Raw genomic sequence first — 16,997 nt, 5'->3', positions numbered from 1 at the left:
GGATTGGACCTCATCATGATCCGACTCTCGACCGCAGGTCTGGTGGCTACCATCATTGCCTTCCTGACCACGACTCTCACCGCCCCCTCGGCGCACGCGTCAGACAACACGTACGTCCTCGCTTTCACCGCGGGCACGGGCGCCTATCCTCGTTCGATTCCGGTCTACGACGCTCGAGTGGGGACTGCACTGCCGCAAGGTTCGACCATTGTCGCGGCCTGTTGGGCTGCTGGCGATGATGTAACCAGCCCCGGCGGGTACACCAGCGACATCTGGATCCTCGACCCGTCCTCGGGGTACTTCTCCGAGGCGTGGTTGGAGACAGGAAGTTTCGGGGTTCCGGTCGGGCTCCCCGAGTGCGAGGTTCCGGTATCAAACTCGAGCGAATCCGACGATTTTGATCGCCACGCTGCGGTCGCCTGGGCATTGAGCCACGTCACCGACCCACAACCCATCGGGGTTGCCGGGTGTACATGGTTCGTAAGCCAGGCTCTGTGGGCCGGAGGTATGTCGCAGGATGTCGAGTGGAACGGCACCGACGTCAACGGTCGTTTTGGTCAGCGCCAGGGCAGCGCCACAGCATGGCTCGCGGAGGATCTGGTCGAGCACCTAGTCGCAACCAAGGGCGCGAGCCTGATCCCCATGGACTTCTCCGGGAACGCGGTCCCAGAGGCGACGCCCGGTGATGTCGTGGCCTACGACTGGGAGTCCGACGGTGTCATCGACCACCTCGCGCTCATCGTGGATATCGACGAAGGTGACTACCCGCTGGTCTCGGAATGGGGCACCGTCGACTGGTACAAGGGCAATGTCGTGGCCTACGACTACCGAGGTTGGACCTACTCGGAGAAGAACCAGGCTTGGCTTCAGGAAGTAGAGCCTGACGTAAGCGCCCAATTGGTCCGCTTCAACTAGCACCGAAGCGTGTAGGCGGCCCCCAGACCTTGCAGCTTTCGGTAGCCGGAGGCACAAGATCTGGGGGTCGTTCACGACCCCGGGCATACTCGAGTGCCCGGGGTTCGCTGGCTTCATCCGCGATCCGGTGGTAGGTGTCGCACACCTGTCGATCGAGCACACTCCAGTCCGTGGTGTGCACGACCGAGGGAGTCGCGATGTCCATCCCCACCCGAATGAGCCTGGTCGGCTTCATCGCCAGCGAGCCGGACCTTCACTTCACCGCTGCAGGCGCCGAGTACCTCCGCGTCCGTGTGGGCGTCGAGCAGTGGCGTCGGGAAGTCGACGGCAACTTCACCAAGCTCGACCCGACCTTCCACGACATGGTCGCCTTCGAGAGCACGGCCCGCGAGACCTACGCACGGTTCCGCAAGGGTGACTCGTTTGTCGCCAGCGGCTACGTCCACGAGTACGAGGTCGAGCGGCGCGATGGCAGCGTGATCAAGGAGGAGTTCGTCGCGCGCAAGATCGGCCACAACGTCAACAAGACGGCGTATGAGGTGCAGCGTCGCCGACTGGAGCCGACCGCTCCTGCGCCGCGTACATCACCAGAGCAGACAAGTCCGGCCGTCGGAATCTGACGAGGAGCCACCATGGATCCGTACGTCGGCCACGACGGTCCCGACGATTCGTCGTCGGGCGCTTTCTTGCGCGACGACCTCCCAGGGCCGATCAACTGGAACCTGCTCCTGGCCGAGGAGGCCGAGTACGAATGGCACGACCTCGATCGGTGGGTGAAGTGGCTCAAGACCAGCCACGGGCTCTCCCCCTCGATCGTCCCGCCGTTCTACTACCTGCACGACGAACTCGTCTGGGAGCTCTCAGCGCTCCATACCCACTGGCTGAGTTGCTACCACCAGACAGCGTCACCTTCAGCGCCGATCGCGTGGCGACGCGACTTCGAGGATGCCAAGCATCGGCTCCGCGATTGGGTAGCGATCTCCGGCACCCGTCTCGATCGCGACCGTCCGACCCGAGTCACCGCTTGGCCCGGAGAGGAACCTGTCGTCCAACCCGCCGAGATCACGATCCAGGACCGCGACGGCCACTTTGAGGAGTTCGTACGCCGGGACGTGCAGCGCAGGCGCCGTATCGAAGCCTCGGTCAACAGCCCGCTGGTCGGCTGAGCACGGTTCTCCCCACAGCAGCAGGCCGGGCGGTCTCCTCCACAGCGCAGCCCACGGTCGAACGACGCCGACGAACTGCTAGTCGCACCCTCGGAGGATCCATCCACGAAAGGAGCTGCCGATGATCCTGCTCCCCCACGCGATGACGCTCGCCCAGGCACGCTCCTACCTGGCTGCGCTCGCCGATCACGCCACGACCATCGACGCGTCGTCGGCCTACGAACATGCACTGATCGAACTCGACCGGGTCCACGGCGACGACGTGCCGACAATCGACAGCAAGAGGCGCTGCGAAGACCGGGCGATCCTCCTCCCGATGGCCACAGTTGCGCTCGAGGAACTCGATCGACACGGGGTCGACGCGCTGAGCATCGAACTCATCATCGCGATGCTGGACGACGCCTACACCCTCGACGGTCCCTGATGTACGGCGAGACCGGCGCAGAGATGCGGCAAGAGTTGGCGACTCTCCTGCGGCAGCACCGGGTGCAACATAAGTTGGGGCGGTCGCGAGAGGATCGCGAGGAAGTCGGCTCGGCAGTCCGGGCATATCGCCAGGCGGTGCTGGTGTGGATGAGCCGGACCATGCACGCCGTCAGCCCGCTGGCCTTTTCCAACCTGCCGCACAGGCAGCCGAATCCCTTCCGCTCGGCGGGGCTGTCCGGTGCCAGCCACAGCTCTGCAGCCGAACTCGCGCGCGCCATCGACCTCGCTGTCGCCAAGTCCACGGCGCCGCTCCCCACGCTGGAGTCACTGGCCTCACCTCACCGCTGGCCGATGGTCGAGCCCTGGCGTCGTACGGCCCGGGCTGCTGCACTCGCCGAACACGACACCTCGCCACGGTTCGCGGCCAGGCTGACGGCGCCCCAAGCCCAAGCGATCGTCGCCGACATCGCGGCGATGACGCAGGCTCTCGTGGTCCTAGACCAGCGCTACCGCAACACCCCAGGCTGGGAGCCTCTCACCCAGAGCGCACGCCTCGGATGGGTCTCACTCGCCGCAGCCCTCGACATCAATCTCGGACAACCCGACTACAGCGTCGACCAGCTGGGGTGGCGTCCCAAGACCAAGGTCATCCTCGACCCCGTCCGGGCAGGCATCCTCGGCGTGCTGCAGGCGCAACACAATCTCGCGGTCCGGATGAGCGCCTTCCCGAGCGCCACGAACCTGCGTCTGGTGGTCGACTCCCAACGGCTCGTCTCAGCCCACCTCGTTCCGTTCGCAGCACGGGTCGACGACCGGCTCGCGGGCCGCTGGTCCGAGCGCGCAGAGACCTACACGCTGATCCAGAAGCAGCTCCGCGGGATCGGCGGCGTACTCGGCAACGGTGCCTCGGCCGCAGCCGAAGGAGCCAATGCTGTCGCGCGTCTGCGCGCAGTCAGGCCAGACACAGTCGTCGAGCCACGCGTGCTCTCAGGCTTCCAACTGCTCTTCAACGGGGTCGACCACCGCATTGCCGACGTCATCAACGAAGGCGTGCAGCGCGGCGCCTACTGCGAGCGCCTCACACTCCCCCACTTCGAGAGCGGAACCGGGGGCATGGGCACCCCGGTCAACGAGCGCTTCGAACCGGTCTCACCGGCGACAGACCTGGCGGTCGTAGGCACCGTGAACGAAAGGCTTCGCCCGCAGGCACCCCCGACTGCTGCGACTCCGGGACCCACACGGGTCGAGTTGCACGCCGCCCTCACTCACCGACCTCCAACGCGCAGCGATTACGGCGCTCTCGGCACGTGACTCCGAGTCTCCGGCGGGTGTCGCTCACCTACAGGACATGAACCTCTCCATCCGCTCCCCCGAAGAACTGGTGGTGTCCATCCCCCACCTTCTCGGATTCCACCCGAACGAATCGCTCGTCCTCGTCCCCCTCGCTCCGGACCTTCCGGTAGTCCGAGTCGACGTTCCCAGCTCGGCGCGCGAGCGTGAACAGGCGTGGGACTCCATCGGCGAGGTGTACGCCCGCTGCGCCCAACCGACATCGAGGGTTGCGATCGTCACCTTCACCACCGACAGCGACTACGGGGACAGGCTCAGCCAAGACTTCGCCCTGCGCCTGGGCGGTGTTGGGGTGGCCACCCCGATCCGCCTGGGAGCCAGCGAGACCGCGTGGATCGACTTCGGCAACCAGGTCTCCGGCCCGCTAAGCACCGCCACCCGTGACCGGATCGCTGCCAGCACCGTCCTGAACGGCATGGCCCAGCCTGCAGCCAGTCGTACCTCGCTGGCCGACTCACTCGTCGGCGATCGCCAACCCATCACCGACCACCTTACCGACGCCCGGACGCACGCTGCGAGCAGCAGCATCCGCGCCGAGACAGCGTTCGCGCTCCACCGTCTCCGAGCCTTCCACACCGATGGCAAACGCCTCCCTGACCTCACGGCCACCCAGCTCCTCGTCGCGCTCGAGTCCATCCCGGTCCGCGACCGACTGTGGGTCGACATGAACGCGCAGACCGCCACGTCACACGTCGCTCTTTGGAGCGATCTGACCCGCAGGGCGCCCGACTCGCTGCGGGCAGCCCCGGCCACCATGCTCGCCTTCGCCAGCTGGCTCAACGGCAACGGCGCACTCGCGTGGTGTGCCCTCGATCAGGTGCCCAAGGACAAGCCGTACGACGCCGCGCACCTTGTCACCGCATTGGTGCAGAACGGCGTCCACCCCCACGAGTGGGCGGCGCTCACCACCACCGCCCACGACGTCAGTCAACGCATCGAAGCCCTCAGCTCCACGACGAGGACCCGACCCGACCCGCCCGCACCAGGGATCTGAGCACCAACATGAACACCACCCGCCAGCGTCATACGCCGCACAGCCGCATCGAGCGGCTCCTCGCGCACCTCGTCGGCCGCTCAGACTCCTCGGAGCCGTCACATACGCGGGTCGACCTCATCCACGACATCCACGTCGTGCCGATACCCCGCGAGCGCTGATCCGGATCACCCACCAGGGAGTGGTCGGGTGCGCCCACCTTCTCTGCGGACGCACGCACCCAAGGAGCCCCACATGACGACTCAGACACCCAGGCCACGCATCTCCGCAAAGCAGGCTCACCGCAGCCAACCTCTGCCCATCTACGTCAGCGTTGACGAGGCCGCAGCGGTCATGTCGGTCTCGGCCAAGACGATCAGGCGGCGGATCAGCGACGGCACGATCCCCGCCTATCAGTGTGGCCGACGCAACATTCGGATCCGGCTGGAGGACCTCGAAGCGGCGTTCCAGCGCATGCCCGCGGCCCACTGGTGACTGTTCCTAAGACCACGTAGAGACCACGGAGCCCGAAATGAAAACCGCCTCTGAACCACGTTTCCGCAGGTCAGAGGCGGTTTTGCATGCGGTGGGCGATACTGGGTTCGAACCAGTGACCTCTTCGGTGTGAACGAAGCGCGCTACCACTGCGCCAATCGCCCGCGTGGTACGTCGCGAAACATTAGCGCATGGTCGTGGCCCCAACCACATCCGGCCCCCGAGCCCGCCTCAACCGTCCATCCCTGGCAGGTCAGGCACCGCACCGTTCAGGCCCTGCACCCAGTCCCAGCCGTCGATCGCGACCTCCGGCCACCCGAAGAGCCGCAACAACCCCGAGACCAACAGAACCGCGGCGACGGCCAGGAGCACGACGGCGGCGAGGCGGCGACGGCGTACGGCGGGGTCCATCTCCCTGGCCTTCTCCGCGGCGTTGTGCGCAGCAGCGCGCGCCGCGTCCAGCCACCGGTCGGCCCAGCGCCACTCGGTTGAGAGGATCGCGAGACCCAGGATCAAACCGACGATCCCCGGCCCGGGGGTGACCATCATGATCAGGCCGGCGGTCATCATCAGCACGCCGGCGATGGTGACGACGATCTTCGTGATGAACCCAGTGACCGGGTTGCGGTGCATCCGCGTGTGCAGCCGCGCCAAGAACTTGGGCCCGAAGTACTCCGCGGCAGCCTCGTCATCGACGGCTGCACGGCGCTCCGCGAGGTCCGGTTCGGTCACGATCTGAGCCTACCGAAAGTGACCAAGACGACTTTCCCCAAAATGAAGGATGAAAAGCCGCGTCATGGCAGATTGTGCACAGCGTCTCTTGACCAACAGAGACCAGTTGGAGGGTCATCATGGCAAGTCGCAACGACCGTCGTGTCGCCGGTACGGTTACGCACGACATCACCATTCAGTGCATCGACACGTCCGGGCGCGCGCACGACCTCGACACCGTCTTCTCGTATGCCCAGGATGACCCGTTCGCGGTGACGATCACGTTCCTCACCCCCGAGGGTGACCTCCCGTGGACGTTCAGCCGCGACCTGTTGCTCCGCGGCCTGACCGCCCCGATCGGCGAGGGCGACGTCCACGTCTGCCCGAGCATCAACGACCGCGGCCACGCCGTCGTGATCATCGAGCTCAGTTCGCCCGACGGCCACCTCGTCACCGAGGCCCCCACCAACGAGCTCTTCACCTTCGTACAGCGCTCGCTGGCGCTCGTCCCCGAAGGCGAGGAGTCGCAGCACCTCAGCCTCGACGCCATGATCGAGCAACTGCTCGTCGGCTGACAGAGTCGAGCAACTGCTCGTCGGCTGACAGAGTCGAGCAGCTCCTCGTCGGCTGACATCTCCTCCCTGCAGGCTCGACCTCAGGGATCAGGTGTCGTCCGTACGCGCTCGCGCCACGTCTCCTGCACCTCGCGGGTGAGCGGCCCCGGCGCAGTCAACTGGCGCCCGTCGACCTGGCGCACTGCTTGCACGTCCCGCGTGCTGGAGGTCAGGAACACCTCGTTCGCGCGCTCCAACACCGTGATCGGCTCGTCGACCTCGACGGCCCCGCACCACTCCAACACCAGGGCGCGGGTCACGCCGGGCAGGCAACCGGTCGCGAGTGACGGCGTACGCAACTCTCCATCCATGACGTAGAAGACGTTCGCGCCGGTCCCCTCGCTGAGCATCCCGCGGGTGTCCGCCAGCAACGACTCCGTACAGCCTTGGCGCGTCGCCTCCGCGAGGGCCAGCAGGTTCTCCGCGTACGCAGTGGTCTTGTGACCTCGTACGGCGCTCTGCTCGTTGCGGCGCCACCGACTCGTCCGTACGGCCGTGGACGCCGCCACGGGCGGCAGCGCGGTGAGCTCCACCTCGACACCGCCACTCCCCCACAGCACGCGCATCCGCATCGCCTCCGGACCCGCACTCGCGAGCGCCCGGCTCACCGCGTCACGCACCTGGGTCTCGTCGTAGCCCTCGATCCCCAAGGCCTGTGCGGAGCTCTCCAGACGCCTCAGGTGGCGGGTCAGCGCGAAGGGGACGCCGTCGAGGACCTTGAGCGTCTCGAAGAGGCCGTAGGCTGGGTGCATGGGCGTCACTGTAGGCAATAACCGCAGGTCAGCGGCACCGCGCCCAGCGGCGACGAGTCGAGGCAACACTCCGGAGGCGCCCCGGTTTTGCGCGATTCGAGGCATCGGCTAATGTTTCGTATCGCACCAACCGGGCGCCTCAAAACGTCCGGGAAGTTGCATGCGGACGTAGCTCAGTTGGTAGAGCACCACCTTGCCAAGGTGGATGTCGCGAGTTCGAGTCTCGTCGTCCGCTCTGGGTCTTCTCCATCGTTCCTCTGTGGAGGGATTTCCATGGTGGGTTGGCCGAGAGGCGAGGCAACGGACTGCAAATCCGTGTACACGGGTTCAAATCCCGTACCCACCTCGAAGAAACAACTCAACATGGGCGATTGGCGCAGCGGTAGCGCGCTTCCCTGACACGGAAGAGGTCACTGGTTCAAACCCAGTATCGCCCACCAGTACGACGAGCACCCCGACCCCAGCGGCCGGGGTGCTCTGCATTTGCGACCCGGATGGCGAGGTCGCTGCCCACATGAGTTAAGGTTTCTCCCGCAGCAACCGACGGGTCCGACCCGACGGGACATGCACATGCGGACGTAGCTCAGTTGGTAGAGCACCACCTTGCCAAGGTGGATGTCGCGAGTTCGAGTCTCGTCGTCCGCTCCACGAAGCCAGCACCACCCGCACCAGGGCTTCGCGCAACACAACTGAACATGGGCGATTGGCGCAGCGGTAGCGCGCTTCCCTGACACGGAAGAGGTCACTGGTTCAAACCCAGTATCGCCCACCACCACGAGGACCCCTGACCCGCGACAGCGCCGGTCGGGGGTCTTCTGCGTCCGCTCCCACGGGCGCATCGTCCCGAGTCGGACCACGAGTCCTAGGATGAGCCGGTGACCCTGACTGCGCCTGACGACACCGTCCGCCAACTCGCCGCCGACCGGCTGGCCGGGCTGGCCACTCCCCCCGGCGCCCTGGGGCGCCTCGGTGAGACGGCCGTCTGGTGGGCCGCCACCCAGGGTCAGGTCCCCCCGCCGGAGCTCACCAACGCCCGCCTCGTGATCTTCGCCGGCGACCACGGTGTCGCCGCGCACGGCGTCTCCGCGTTCCCCTCCGAGATCACCGGCGCGATGCTGCGTACGTTCCTGGCCGGCAAGGGCGGGGTCAACGCCTTGGCCTGCGCCCACGACGTCTCCGTACGCGTCCTCGACCTGGGCGTCAACGACGACCTGGTCGGCGTGCCCGCCGAGGTCACCGCCCACAAGGTCCGCCGCTCCAGCGGCGCCATCCACCTCGAGGACGCGCTCAGCGACGACGAGTTCACGGCCGCGTACGCCGTCGGCCGCGCCGTCGCCGCGGAGGAGATCGCCGCCGGCGCGCAGCTCCTGATGACCGGCGACATGGGGATCGGCAACACCACGCCCGCCGCAGCGATGATCGCTGCTGTCCTCGGCGTGCCCGCCGCTGAGGTGACCGGTCGCGGCACCGGCATCGACGACATCGCCTGGGGGCACAAGGTCACGGTCGTCCAGACGGCACTGGACCGCGTCGGTGACCGCACCGCAGACCCGTACGAGACCCTCAAGGCACTGAGCAGCGCCGACCTCGCCGCCACCACCGGTTTCCTCGTCGCCGCCGCCGAGGCCGGTGTGCCGGTCTTGCTCGACGGCCTGATGTCGGTGGCCTGCGCTCTCACCGCCGAGCAGATTGCCCCCGGTGCGGTGGCCTGGTTCGCCTCGGGCCACCGCTCCACCGAGCCGGGCCAGTCCATGGCCCTGGAGAAGATGGGCCTGCGCCCGCTGGTCGACCTCGAGATGCGCCTCGGTGAGGGCAGCGGCGCCGTCGCCGCCGTCCCCGTGCTCCGCAGCGCGATCGCGATCCTGCGTGACGTGGCCCTGCTCTCCGAGGTGATGGGCGACGGTGCGTGACTCCTGGCGCCTCGCCGTCGGGACGCTGACCGCGCTCCCCACGCCGCCCCCGTCGGAGGTCACCCCCGCGACGGCCCGCGGGACCGTCCTGCTTGCTCCCCTGGCCGTGGTGCCCCTGGGTGCAGCCGTCCTGGCCGTCGGGCTCCTCGGCCAGGCCACCGGCCTGTCGTGGCTGGTCATGGGCTTCCTCGCGCTCGGCGTGCTCGCGCTCGGCACGCGCGTCTTCCACTGGGACGGCCTCTCCGACACCGCTGACGGCCTCACCGCGTCGTACGACCCCGAGCGCTCACTGCAGGTGATGAAGTCCGGCACCTCGGGCCCCGCCGGGGTGCTGGCCACCCTCGTCGTCGCCGGTCTCCAGGTGGCCGGCTTCGCAGCACTCCTGGGCACCGTCGAAGGGGCGGTGCTGGCCGGCGTCCTGGTCTGCCTCTCCCGCCTCGCCCTCACCCTGACGTGTCGCCGCGGCGTGGTCCCGGCTCGCAAGGAGGGGCTCGGGCAGCCGATGGCCGAGGTCGTCCCGACCCCCGTCGTGGTGCTCGCCTGGCTCGTGGCCGGCGCATTGCTGAGCGCCCTGACGCTGTGGCTGGGCCTGCAGTGGTGGCGCGCCGCGCTCAGCCTGGGGTTGATGGCGGCCGTCGTCCTGGCCCTGGTGGCACACACCCGTCGCCGCTTCGGTGGCGTCACGGGTGACGTCTTCGGCGCAGCGATCGAACTGTCGCTGGCCGTCCTGCTGATCACGCTCAGCTGAGGTGGACCCCCGGCACGCGAGGCGTCAGAGGACGAGGACCCGGCCGGCGACCACCAGGTGCACCTCGTCGCACACCTCGGCCACCCGCTGGTTGACGGTGCCGAGCAGGTCCCGGAAGAGCCGACCCGAACGGTGCTCAGGCACCACTCCGAGCCCCACCTCGTTGGTGACCAGCACGATCCGCCCCGGATGCCCCTGGATCGCGACCGTCACCGCAGCGAGACGATCGAGCACGAGGTCGTGCACGGCCTCCGAGCTCTCCTCCCAGGCGCCCGCGGCGTCGATGACGCTGGTGAGCCAGGTGCCGAGGCAGTCGACGAGCACCGCCGCGCCCTCGCGCTGACCCTCGCGTTGCAGCGCCCCCGCCAGATCGTCACCCTCGACGGTCTCCCAGTGCGCCGGGCGGCGAGAGCGGTGCGCCTCGATCCGGGCTGCCCAGTCGGGGTCCTGCTCGACGTCCGGGCTCGGGCCGGGCGCCACGTAGACCACCGCTGCCTCGTCGGCCAGGAGCCGCTCGGCGTGCGTCGACTTGCCGGAGCGCACTCCCCCAGTGACCAGGACCGTACGCGGGCGCTCCGCGCCGCTCGACGCCACGGACACCATCAGGCGTCCTGCGCGTAGTCCTCGTCGACGTGCGTGCCCGGGCGCGGCGCCCACGGCCGCTCCTGCGAAGGACGTACGACGATGAGCCGGTCACCGCGCGCCAGCTGGGTCACGACCGGGTCGTAGTAGTGGTGGGTCTTCTCGTCACGCACGACCGCGATCACCTGGTCGGAGACCCGCTGCGGCTGCATGCCGACCTCGCTGAGCAGGATGTCACGCTCGGCGACCTCGAGCCCGGCGCCGGAGGTCAACAGGTCCTCCATCACGTCGCCCAGATCGGGAGAGAGCGTGGAGAGCCCGAGCAGACGACCCACGGTCTCCGCGGTGGTGATCACCGAGTCGGCACCCGACTGCTTCATCAGGGGGACGTTATCCTCCTCGCGCACCGCGGCGACGATCTGGACCTCGGGGTTGAGCTGGCGCACGGTCAGCGTGGCCAGCACGTTGGTGGCGTCCTGGTTGGTGGTGACGATGACCTGGCGGGCCTCGGCCACATCGGCGCTGGTCAGGATCTGACGACGGGTCGCGTCACCGGTGATCACCGCGAAGCCGTCGGCGTGCGCCTCGACCAGCGCGGTGGACGAGGGGTCGACGACGACGATCGACTCACGGGCGTGCCCGTTCTTGACGAGGGTCAGCGCAGCGCTGCGCCCCTTCGTGCCGTAGCCGATGATGACGATGTGGTCTCGCATGTTCTTCCTCCACCGGGCGACCCGGAACATTTCGCGGCCCTGGCTGGCAAGCACCTCAAGGGTCGTACCGATCAGCAGCACCAGGAAGGCGATGCGCGCGGGGGTGATCACTAGGGCGTTCACCAGGCGGGCCTGGTCGGTCGCCGGGACGATGTCGCCGTAACCGGTCGTGCTGAGCGTGACGGTGGTGTAGTAGAACGCCTCGAGCAGGCCGATGGTCTCGCCGGGGTGCTGGGAGTCGCGGTACCCCTCCCGGTCGAGGTAGACCAGCAGCACAGTGCCGAGCAGGATTGAGGCCGCCGCCAGGATCCGGCGACCCAGGGCCACCCACGGCGACTGCACCGGGTCGGGGAGCTTGATCATGCTCCCGGCACGAGAGAGGGGCGACGGTTCGTTCACGATCTGGAGTCTCCCACGCCGATCCGCCCCCTGAAGCGTTGTCGCAGCGAGTTGCGCCCTTCGGTCGTCGCCGGCTGCGGGAAGACCTGGTCGAAGGCCGCGTTGAGCGCGGCCCCGATCAGCACCGCGATGGAGAGTACGTAGAGCCACAGCAGGACCGCGATCGGCGCCGCCAGAGGCCCGAAGACCGAGCTCGACTCCGACGCGGTGGCGGTCAGCACCCAGCGCAGGGCAAACGAGCCGATGATCCAGCTGACCAGCGAGAAGACCGCCCCGGGCAGGTTGAAGGTCCAGTAGGTCCGCACCGGGACGGCCACGTGGTAGAGCGTGGCGAGGAAGAGGATGCAGAGCACGACCAGCACGGGCCAGTAGAAGGTCATCACGATCTCGAAGCGGTCCGGCAGCCAGCTCCCGATCAGCCCGGGCCCGGCCACCACCAGCGGCAGCGCGATCGAGCCGAGCACCATCGCCATCAGGTAGAGCGAGAAGGAGAGGGCGCGGGTGCGCACGATCCCCCGGTGCCCGCCGAGCCCGTGCATGATCGTGATGGTGTCCACGAAGACGTTGAGCGCCCGCGACCCCGACCAGAGCGCCAGGAAGAAGCCCAGCGACATGACGTCGAAGCGGCCCTGGCCCAGGACCTCCTCGATCGTCGGGGAGATGACCCGCTGGACCGCGTCGTCGGTCAGCGCCCGCGACGCCAACTCGATGATCGCTGCCTGCAGGTCGGCGACCGCTGCCGGTGGGTAGCGCTCGGAGATGAAGCCGATGGCGCCCGTGAACGCGAAGATCAGCGGCGGCACCGAGAGGATCGCGAAGAACGCAGCCTCGGCAGCCAGACCCGTGACCCGGTGGCGCAGGCACGCGCCCACCGTGTTCACGATCAGGCGCCACGCGAGGTGCAGCCACGCAGAGCCCCGGTCCCTGGCCCCAGTGGTCAGACGATTCCACTGGAACGACGACGACATGCGCCTACCGTAGTCATATGCGCAGCGAACTCCGGGCAACCTCCAACCAGACACCACCGTTGACCGGTCACGACGTCGTGGGAGGGGACCCCGCACTGCGCGAGGCGGTCCTGCGCCACGGCTCGCCCGAGACACTGGCCAGCCTCACCGCACTCGGAGTGGAGGCAGGCAGCGCCGAGGCCCGTGAGCACGGGCTCGCCGCCAACGAAAACCCTCCGCGCCTGCTCACCCAGGACCGCCACGGCAACCGCGTCGACGAGGTCACCTTCCATCCCTCCTGGCACTGGTTGATGGACCGCGCGGTGGACCACGGACTCCAGGCCGCGCCGTGGGGCTCGCCGGAGCCCGACGCCCACCTGCGCCGCGCCGCCGGCTTCTACGCCTGGTCACAGACCGAACCGGGCCACGGTTGCCCCATCTCCATGACGTACGCCGCGGTCCCGGCCCTGCGCGTCGACCCCACGCTCGCCGACGAATGGGTCCCCGGGCTCACCTCGACGACGTACGACTTCGGCATACGCACCCCGCAGGACAAGTCGGGCCTGCTCGCCGGCATGGGCATGACCGAGAAGCAAGGTGGCTCCGACGTACGTACGAACGTCACCGTCGCGCGACCCACCGGCGAGGACGGCCTCTACACGCTGCACGGCCACAAGTGGTTCACCTCGGCGCCGATGAACGACGTCTTCCTGGTGCTAGCCCAGGCCCCCGGCGGGCTCACCTGCTTCGTGATGCCGCGGGTGCTGCCCGACGGCACCCGCAACACCTTCGACGTGGTCCGGCTCAAGGACAAGCTCGGCAACTGCTCGAATGCCTCCGGCGAGCTCGAGTTCGACGGCACCCTGGCCCGGCGGCTCGGCGAGGAGGGGCGCGGCGTACGCACCATCATCGAGATGGTGGCCGCGACCCGGCTCGACTGCGTGCTCGGCTCCGCGGCGCTGATCCGCCACTCGCTGGCCGAGGCGTCGTGGCACGCCGCGCACCGCTCAGCCTTCGGCGGCCTGCTGGCCGACAAGCCGCTGATGCGCAACGTGCTGGCCGACCTGTCGCTCGAGTCGGAGGCCGCGACCGCGCTGGCGATGCGCCTGGCCACGGCCGTCGACGCAGCTGATGACCCGCACGAGAAGGCGCTGCGCCGCATCGCGTTGCCGCTGGCGAAGTTCTGGGTCTGCAAGCGCACCCCGGCCGCGGTGGCCGAGGCGCTGGAGTGCCTGGGCGGCAACGGCTACGTCGAGGAGTCCGGGCTCCCGCTGATGTATCGCGAAGCCCCGCTGAACTCCGTCTGGGAGGGCTCCGGCAACGTCAACGCCCTCGACGTGCTCCGCGCGCTGGCCCGGGAGCCGGAGTCGATGGAGGCCTGGATGCTCGAGGTCGGTGCCGCCCGCGGCGCCAACCGTCACCTGGACCGCGCGGTCGACGAGACCCTCGCGTTGCTCGGCGAGAACATCGGGGTCGAGGCCAACGCCCGTCTGTTGGCCAGCAGGATGGCGCTCTGCCTCCAGGGCGCACTGCTGGTGCGTCACTCCCCCGCCGAGGTCTCCGACCTCTTCTGCGCCTCCCGGCTCGACGGCGCGCCGATGGGCGTCTTCGGGATGCTCACCGGCGGCGAGCAGGCGTACGTGGTGGAGCGGAACACGCCCGTCGTCGACTGACCCTCGACTGCCGGGCGACCTGCGCTGCGCCTCAGGTTTGTGTGCACGAACCGGGCCGGTCACCGGCGTGTCGTGCCCGTCCGCGCACACAGACGTACGCCTGTCCACAGGAGGATGCGTAGGGCCGCACGGCGGCAGGACCCATGGGTCAGAGTCCGCACCATGCAAGGACGACTGATCCGGGTCACCCACGGTGCCTACCGGCCGCTCGACGCGGTTGACCCCGTGCGCGCCACCCTCACCGCCTGGCTGGAGGTACTACCGCCCGGCACCTGCTTCACGCACGTGACAGCAGCTGAAATACTTGGCCTCTGGTTGCCGCCGCTCCCACCGCAGACCGCGGTGGTCGTCCAACTGCCTCCCGGCGCGCACCCCGTCCGCCGTCCCGGTCTGCGGGCGCTGCGCAGCGATCCCGTAGGACGGCCGGGAACGGCTCGTGGCATGCCCGTCGCCTCGGTGCCGGACGTACTCCTCAGCCTTTGCCGTGACCTCGACGACCTGGGAGCCCTGATGGCCCTCGACGCAGCGCTACACCAGAAGTACCTCACCCGACAGGTCCTGGAGGATGCCTGTGCGAGTGGTCGGCACGGGGCTCCGCGGCTGCGGCGACTGTTGCGGCGCTGCGAGGCGCGTACGGAATCTGCATGGGAGACCGTGCTGCGAGAGTTCCACCGACACGTCGAGGCACCGGTCACCCCGCAGTACGTCGTCACCCGAGCCGACGGTCGGTTCGTGGCGCGGGGCGACCTTCGGGTCGGTGAGGCCGCGGTGCTGCACGAGTACGACGGCGGCGTGCATCGCGACATCGAGCAGCACCGTTCCGACCTGCTGCGAGACCGCCGGTTGGAGGAAGCCGGCTGGGTACGCCGTGGCTACACGTCACGAGATCTCCTGCACCGTCCTCAGGACCTGTTGCGTGACGTGGACCGGACGCTGGGACGGGTGCACGAACCCGCCCGATTGGCAGGGTGGGGGCAGACGTTGCGTACGTCCACCCTCACCCGTGCGGGTCGGGCGTTGCTCTGGCCCAAGCTGGGGCCCTGACCTCCCGGGTTGTGTGCGCATATGCCCTCACCCAGCGGCAAGTCGGGTGGATCTGCGCACACAGACCCGAGGTGCAACGTCAGGAGAGCTGCAGACCCGGGTAGAGCGGGTTGGCGTCGAGCAGCTCGGCGCTCGCCGCACGTACGCGGTCAGCCACGCCGTCGGCCAGCTTGTAAGAGGCCTTCGACGGGCTGCCGGCCTTCGTGACGCCGGGCTGGGTGTTGGAGAGCACGTCGACGATGAGTTCGGAGACCTTGTCGAACTCGTCCTTGCCGAAACCGCGGGTGGTGAGCGCCGGCGTACCGAGGCGGACACCGGAGGTGTACCAGGCGCCGTTGGCGTCGTTGGGCACCGAGTTGCGGTTGGTGACCACGCCGGCGTCGAGCAGCGCCGACTCGGCCTGCCGGCCGGTGAGGCCGTACGAGCTGACGTCGAGGAGCACCAGGTGGTTGTCGGTGCCGTCGGTGACCAGCTTGGTGCCGCGGCTCATGAAGCCATCGGCGAGCGTCTTCGCGTTGTCGGCGACGTTCTGGGCGTACGCCTTGAACTCGTCGGTGCGCGCCTCGGCGAGCGCGACGGCCTTGGCGGCCATCACGTGGGAGAGCGGGCCGCCGAGGACCATCGGGCAACCGCGGTCGACGTCGGCCGCGAACTCCTTCTGGGCCAGGACCATGCCGCCGCGCGGACCGCGCAGCGACTTGTGGGTGGTCGTGGTGACGACGTGGCCGAAGGGGATCGGGTCCTCGTCGCCGGTGAAGACCTTGCCGGCCACCAGCCCGGCGAAGTGGGCCATGTCGACCATCAGCACGGCGCCGACCTCGTCGGCGATCTCGCGCATCTTGGCGAAGTTCACCCGGCGCGGGTAGGCGGAGTAGCCGGCCACCATGATCAGCGGCTTGAACTCGCGGGCCTTGGCGGCGACGGCGTCGTAGTCGAGCAGGCCCGTGGCCGGGTCGGTGCCGTACTGCTGCTGGTGAAACATCTTGCCGGAGATGTTCGGGCGGAAGCCGTGGGTCAGGTGACCCCCGGCGTCCAGGCTCATGCCCAGGAGGCGCTGGTTGCCGAGCTCGCCGCGCAGCGTCTCCCAGTCGGCCTCGGTGAGCTCGTTGACGTTCTTGGCGCCGAGCTTGGCCAGGGCCGGGGTCTCGACGCGGTTGGCCAGGATCGACCAGAAGGCGACCAGGTTGGCGTCGATGCCGGAGTGCGGCTGGACGTAGGCGTAGTCGGCGCCGAAGAGCTCGCGAGCGTGCTCGGCGGCCAGCGACTCCACGGTGTCGACGTTCTGGCAGCCCGCGTAGAAGCGGTGACCGACGGTGCCCTCGGCGTACTTGTCGCTCAGCCAGGTGCCCATGGTGAGCAGGACGGCGGGCGAGGCGTAGTTCTCCGACGCGATCAGCTTCAGCGATCCACGCTGGTCCTCCAACTCGCGCCGGGTCGCCTCGGCGATCCGGGGCTCGACGGAGGCAATCACCTTCAGAGCGGCGTCGTAGGCAGTGCTGGCGGTCGCGGCAACAGAATCGGTCATGGGCCCCAGACTAATGAGCCTGCGGCTGTCCCCGAAGTTCGGGCACCCGGGCCC

At 68.5% G+C, this 16,997-nt stretch carries 19 protein-coding genes and 6 tRNA genes; 18 read left to right on the top strand and 7 right to left on the bottom strand.

Going from position 1 to position 16,997, the window contains the following annotated elements:
* The first annotated feature begins 15 nt into the window (after positions 1-15).
* From DNK52_RS06410 to DNK52_RS06380, 8 genes are all read left to right on the top strand, one after another.
* On the top strand, positions 16-915 hold the full coding sequence (locus DNK52_RS06410) for an amidase domain-containing protein (protein WP_162598651.1): 900 nt from the start codon (positions 16-18) through the stop codon (positions 913-915).
* Positions 916-1,112: 197 nt separating this feature from the next.
* Positions 1,113-1,535 (top strand): single-stranded DNA-binding protein, encoded by a 423-nt coding sequence (locus DNK52_RS06405; protein WP_110240163.1) that lies wholly within the window; start codon positions 1,113-1,115, stop codon positions 1,533-1,535.
* Positions 1,536-1,547: 12 nt separating this feature from the next.
* Positions 1,548-2,081: a hypothetical protein gene (locus DNK52_RS06400; protein WP_110240162.1), complete on the top strand. Its 534-nt coding sequence runs from the start codon at positions 1,548-1,550 to the stop codon at positions 2,079-2,081.
* Positions 2,082-2,202: 121 nt separating this feature from the next.
* On the top strand, positions 2,203-2,505 hold the full coding sequence (locus DNK52_RS06395; protein WP_239455423.1) for a hypothetical protein: 303 nt from the start codon (positions 2,203-2,205) through the stop codon (positions 2,503-2,505).
* Positions 2,506-2,666: 161 nt separating this feature from the next.
* Entirely contained in the window at positions 2,667-3,818 is a 1,152-nt protein-coding gene (locus tag DNK52_RS06390) for a hypothetical protein (protein ID WP_162598650.1), read from the top strand.
* A gap of 37 nt (positions 3,819-3,855) precedes the next feature.
* The gene (locus DNK52_RS06385; RefSeq protein WP_110240160.1) at positions 3,856-4,851 is read left to right on the top strand and encodes a DUF4192 domain-containing protein; all 996 of its coding nucleotides are present in this window, start codon (positions 3,856-3,858) and stop codon (positions 4,849-4,851) included.
* An 8-nt stretch (positions 4,852-4,859) separates the two neighbouring features.
* Entirely contained in the window at positions 4,860-5,012 is a 153-nt protein-coding gene (locus DNK52_RS16000) for a hypothetical protein (RefSeq protein WP_162598649.1), read from the top strand.
* A gap of 73 nt (positions 5,013-5,085) precedes the next feature.
* Complete coding sequence (locus DNK52_RS06380) at positions 5,086-5,325, top strand: helix-turn-helix domain-containing protein (RefSeq protein ID WP_110240159.1); 240 nt, start codon at positions 5,086-5,088, stop codon at positions 5,323-5,325.
* A 92-nt stretch (positions 5,326-5,417) separates the two neighbouring features.
* Here DNK52_RS06380 and DNK52_RS06375 read toward each other — a convergent pair.
* Both DNK52_RS06375 and DNK52_RS06370 read right to left on the bottom strand, forming a co-directional pair.
* Positions 5,418-5,489 (bottom strand) — tRNA-Val (locus DNK52_RS06375).
* Between the two features lie 67 nt (positions 5,490-5,556).
* Positions 5,557-6,057 (bottom strand): PGPGW domain-containing protein, encoded by a 501-nt coding sequence (locus DNK52_RS06370; RefSeq protein WP_204163420.1) that lies wholly within the window; start codon positions 6,055-6,057, stop codon positions 5,557-5,559.
* Between the two features lie 119 nt (positions 6,058-6,176).
* Here DNK52_RS06370 and DNK52_RS06365 point away from each other — a divergent pair, with 119 nt between their 5' ends.
* Positions 6,177-6,611, top strand: a complete 435-nt coding sequence (locus DNK52_RS06365) for an SsgA family sporulation/cell division regulator (protein ID WP_110240158.1) — start codon at positions 6,177-6,179, stop codon at positions 6,609-6,611.
* Between the two features lie 80 nt (positions 6,612-6,691).
* Here the strand turns inward: DNK52_RS06365 and DNK52_RS06360 are convergent, their stop codons facing one another.
* Complete coding sequence (locus DNK52_RS06360) at positions 6,692-7,402, bottom strand: aminotransferase class IV (RefSeq protein WP_162598648.1); 711 nt, start codon at positions 7,400-7,402, stop codon at positions 6,692-6,694.
* A gap of 162 nt (positions 7,403-7,564) precedes the next feature.
* Here DNK52_RS06360 and DNK52_RS06355 point away from each other — a divergent pair.
* The 7 genes from DNK52_RS06355 (at position 7,565) to DNK52_RS06325 (ending at position 10,060) form a co-directional block, all read left to right on the top strand.
* Positions 7,565-7,637, top strand: a tRNA-Gly gene (locus DNK52_RS06355).
* A 40-nt stretch (positions 7,638-7,677) separates the two neighbouring features.
* A tRNA-Cys gene (locus tag DNK52_RS06350) sits at positions 7,678-7,748 on the top strand.
* Positions 7,749-7,767: 19 nt separating this feature from the next.
* Positions 7,768-7,842 (top strand) — tRNA-Val (locus DNK52_RS06345).
* Positions 7,843-7,974: 132 nt separating this feature from the next.
* Positions 7,975-8,050 (top strand) — tRNA-Gly (locus DNK52_RS06340).
* Between the two features lie 49 nt (positions 8,051-8,099).
* Positions 8,100-8,174: transfer RNA gene (locus DNK52_RS06335), tRNA-Val, on the top strand.
* Positions 8,175-8,277: 103 nt separating this feature from the next.
* The gene (gene cobT / locus DNK52_RS06330; protein WP_110240156.1) at positions 8,278-9,312 is read left to right on the top strand and encodes a nicotinate-nucleotide--dimethylbenzimidazole phosphoribosyltransferase; all 1,035 of its coding nucleotides are present in this window, start codon (positions 8,278-8,280) and stop codon (positions 9,310-9,312) included.
* Entirely contained in the window at positions 9,305-10,060 is a 756-nt protein-coding gene (locus DNK52_RS06325; RefSeq protein ID WP_110240155.1) for an adenosylcobinamide-GDP ribazoletransferase, read from the top strand. Before cobT ends, DNK52_RS06325 begins: the two co-directional genes overlap by 8 nt.
* A 24-nt stretch (positions 10,061-10,084) precedes the next feature.
* Here DNK52_RS06325 and cobU read toward each other — a convergent pair whose 3' ends face one another.
* From cobU to DNK52_RS06310, 3 genes are read right to left on the bottom strand one after another with little or no spacing between them, the layout of a single operon-like run.
* Entirely contained in the window at positions 10,085-10,663 is a 579-nt protein-coding gene (gene cobU, locus DNK52_RS06320) for a bifunctional adenosylcobinamide kinase/adenosylcobinamide-phosphate guanylyltransferase (protein ID WP_110240154.1), read from the bottom strand.
* Positions 10,663-11,754 carry a potassium channel family protein gene (locus DNK52_RS06315; protein ID WP_239455422.1) on the bottom strand — a complete coding sequence of 364 codons (1,092 nt, stop codon included), beginning with the start codon at positions 11,752-11,754 and terminating at the stop codon, positions 10,663-10,665. The genes cobU and DNK52_RS06315 overlap by 1 nt, the downstream gene beginning before the upstream one ends.
* Positions 11,751-12,722 (bottom strand): YihY/virulence factor BrkB family protein, encoded by a 972-nt coding sequence (locus DNK52_RS06310; RefSeq protein WP_110240152.1) that lies wholly within the window; start codon positions 12,720-12,722, stop codon positions 11,751-11,753. The genes DNK52_RS06315 and DNK52_RS06310 overlap by 4 nt, the downstream gene beginning before the upstream one ends.
* Positions 12,723-12,739: 17 nt before the next feature.
* Here DNK52_RS06310 and DNK52_RS06305 point away from each other — a divergent pair, with 17 nt between their 5' ends.
* A complete protein-coding gene (locus DNK52_RS06305; protein WP_110240151.1) occupies positions 12,740-14,374 on the top strand; it encodes an acyl-CoA dehydrogenase family protein in 1,635 nt (544 codons plus the stop codon).
* Positions 14,375-14,536: 162 nt separating this feature from the next.
* Positions 14,537-15,418, top strand: a complete 882-nt coding sequence (locus tag DNK52_RS06300) for a PDDEXK family nuclease (RefSeq protein WP_110240150.1) — start codon at positions 14,537-14,539, stop codon at positions 15,416-15,418.
* A gap of 79 nt (positions 15,419-15,497) precedes the next feature.
* Here the strand turns inward: DNK52_RS06300 and DNK52_RS06295 are convergent, their stop codons facing one another.
* The gene (locus DNK52_RS06295; protein WP_110240149.1) at positions 15,498-16,943 is read right to left on the bottom strand and encodes a glycine hydroxymethyltransferase; all 1,446 of its coding nucleotides are present in this window, start codon (positions 16,941-16,943) and stop codon (positions 15,498-15,500) included.
* Positions 16,944-16,997 lie beyond the last annotated feature (54 nt).

It is taken from the genome of Nocardioides gilvus, from assembly GCF_003194605.1.
In the GTDB taxonomy this organism is placed as follows: Bacteria; Actinomycetota; Actinomycetes; order Propionibacteriales; family Nocardioidaceae; genus Nocardioides; species Nocardioides gilvus.
This window is presented reverse-complemented; position numbering and strand designations above follow the sequence as displayed.

Excerpts from the sequence above, each read along its gene's own strand:
- DNK52_RS06410 (WP_162598651.1), top strand. The coding sequence starts at position 16 with ATGATCCGACTCTCGACCGCAGGTCTGGTGGCTACCATCATTGCCTTC.
- DNK52_RS06405 (WP_110240163.1), top strand. The coding sequence starts at position 1,113 with ATGTCCATCCCCACCCGAATGAGCCTGGTCGGCTTCATCGCCAGCGAG.
- DNK52_RS06400 (WP_110240162.1), top strand. The coding sequence starts at position 1,548 with ATGGATCCGTACGTCGGCCACGACGGTCCCGACGATTCGTCGTCGGGC.
- DNK52_RS06395 (WP_239455423.1), top strand. The coding sequence starts at position 2,203 with ATGATCCTGCTCCCCCACGCGATGACGCTCGCCCAGGCACGCTCCTAC.
- DNK52_RS06390 (WP_162598650.1), top strand. The coding sequence starts at position 2,667 with ATGCACGCCGTCAGCCCGCTGGCCTTTTCCAACCTGCCGCACAGGCAG.
- DNK52_RS06385 (WP_110240160.1), top strand. The coding sequence starts at position 3,856 with ATGAACCTCTCCATCCGCTCCCCCGAAGAACTGGTGGTGTCCATCCCC.
- DNK52_RS16000 (WP_162598649.1), top strand. The coding sequence starts at position 4,860 with ATGAACACCACCCGCCAGCGTCATACGCCGCACAGCCGCATCGAGCGG.
- DNK52_RS06380 (WP_110240159.1), top strand. The coding sequence starts at position 5,086 with ATGACGACTCAGACACCCAGGCCACGCATCTCCGCAAAGCAGGCTCAC.
- DNK52_RS06365 (WP_110240158.1), top strand. The coding sequence starts at position 6,177 with ATGGCAAGTCGCAACGACCGTCGTGTCGCCGGTACGGTTACGCACGAC.
- DNK52_RS06360 (WP_162598648.1), bottom strand. The coding sequence starts at position 7,402 with ATGCACCCAGCCTACGGCCTCTTCGAGACGCTCAAGGTCCTCGACGGC.
- cobU (WP_110240154.1), bottom strand. The coding sequence starts at position 10,663 with ATGGTGTCCGTGGCGTCGAGCGGCGCGGAGCGCCCGCGTACGGTCCTG.
- DNK52_RS06310 (WP_110240152.1), bottom strand. The coding sequence starts at position 12,722 with ATGTCGTCGTCGTTCCAGTGGAATCGTCTGACCACTGGGGCCAGGGAC.
- DNK52_RS06305 (WP_110240151.1), top strand. The coding sequence starts at position 12,740 with ATGCGCAGCGAACTCCGGGCAACCTCCAACCAGACACCACCGTTGACC.
- DNK52_RS06300 (WP_110240150.1), top strand. The coding sequence starts at position 14,537 with ATGCAAGGACGACTGATCCGGGTCACCCACGGTGCCTACCGGCCGCTC.
- DNK52_RS06295 (WP_110240149.1), bottom strand. The coding sequence starts at position 16,943 with ATGACCGATTCTGTTGCCGCGACCGCCAGCACTGCCTACGACGCCGCT.